General features: G+C 67.6%; 1 protein-coding gene. It reads left to right on the plus strand.

The features are described 5' to 3' along the window. Positions 1-57: 57 nt before the first annotated feature. Positions 58-1,350 carry an IS256 family transposase gene (locus ACIQMJ_RS40865; RefSeq protein WP_499766394.1) on the plus strand — a complete coding sequence of 431 codons (1,293 nt, stop codon included), beginning with the start codon at positions 58-60 and terminating at the stop codon, positions 1,348-1,350. Positions 1,351-1,390 lie beyond the last annotated feature (40 nt).

Here is a 1,390-nt window from a genome sequence, read left to right on the forward strand (position 1 = left end):
GGGACTGTAAAACGAGTGGTGTAACTCCTGATCAAGGATGCGCACCTGATGACCGAGATGATGTCCGGCGTGGAGCACGCCGATGACACGACGCCCGAGACCCGCCCGGCGGCCCTGGAGGGCCTGGACGAGCGGTTGATCGACCAGTTGGTGGGGCAGGCCCGCGCCGGTGGGCTCAAGCTCACCGGTGAGGGTGGGGTGCTCCAGCAGCTGACCAAGCGGCTGTTGGAGTCCGCGCTGGAGGGTGAGATCACCGATCACCTGGGCTACGACAAGCACGACCCGGCCGGGCGGGGTACTGGCAACTCGCGCAACGGCACCCGCTCCAAGACCGTGCTCACCGACGTCGGGCCGGTGGAGATCGACGTGCCGCGTGACCGCAACGCCGAGTTCGAGCCGCGGATCGTGGCCAAGCGGCAGAAGAGGCTCACCGGCGTGGACGAGATGGTCATCTCGCTGTTCGCCAAGGGTCTGACCACCGGGGAGATCTCGGCGCACCTGGCCGAGGTCTACGGCGCCGACGTGTCCCGCCAGACGATCTCCACGATCACCGACAAGGTCGTGGAAGGCATGGTCGAGTGGCAGAACCGGCCGCTGGACCCGGTCTATCCGGTGGTCTTCATCGACGCCATCCACGTCAAGATCCGCGACGGCCAGGTGGCCAACCGGCCGATCTACATGGCGATGGCGGTGACCTGCGAGGGTCACCGCGACATCCTCGGAATCTGGGCCGGGGACGGCGGTGAAGGCGCGAAGTACTGGCTGCACGTGCTCACCGAGCTGCGCAACCGCGGCGTCGCCGACGTGCTCATGCTCGTCTGCGACGGGCTGACCGGGCTGCCCGACGCCGTCACCACGGTCTGGCCGCGCACGATCGTGCAGACTTGCATCGTCCACTTGCTGCGCAACAGCTTCCGCTACGCCGGCCGCCAGCACTGGGACGCCATCGCCAAGGCCCTCAAACCCGTCTACACCGCCCCGACCGAGGCCGCCGCCAAGGAGCGGTTCGCCGAGTTCGCCGACGCCTGGGGCAACCGCTATCCGGCCATCGTCCGGCTCTGGAACAACGCCTGGGCCGAGTTCGTGCCTTTCCTGGCCTTCGATGTCGAGATCCGGCGGGTGATCTGCTCGACCAACGCCATCGAGAGCGTGAACGCCCGCATCCGCCGCGCGGTCAAGGCCCGGGGCCATTTCCCCAACGAGCAGGCCGCGCTCAAGTGCGTCTACCTCGCGGTGATGAGCCTGGACCCGACCGGCACCGGCCGCAAACGCTGGATGATGCGGTGGAAGCCGGCGCTGAACGCCTTCGAGATCGCCTTCGACGGCCGCCTGGCCGCCGGACGCAAGTAGCCCTCTTCAACCCGAGTTACACCGCTCGTTTGACAGACCC

Origin of the sequence: Actinosynnema sp. NPDC091369 (assembly GCF_044757065.1) — a bacterium.
In the GTDB taxonomy this organism is placed as follows: Bacteria; Actinomycetota; Actinomycetes; order Mycobacteriales; family Pseudonocardiaceae; genus Actinosynnema.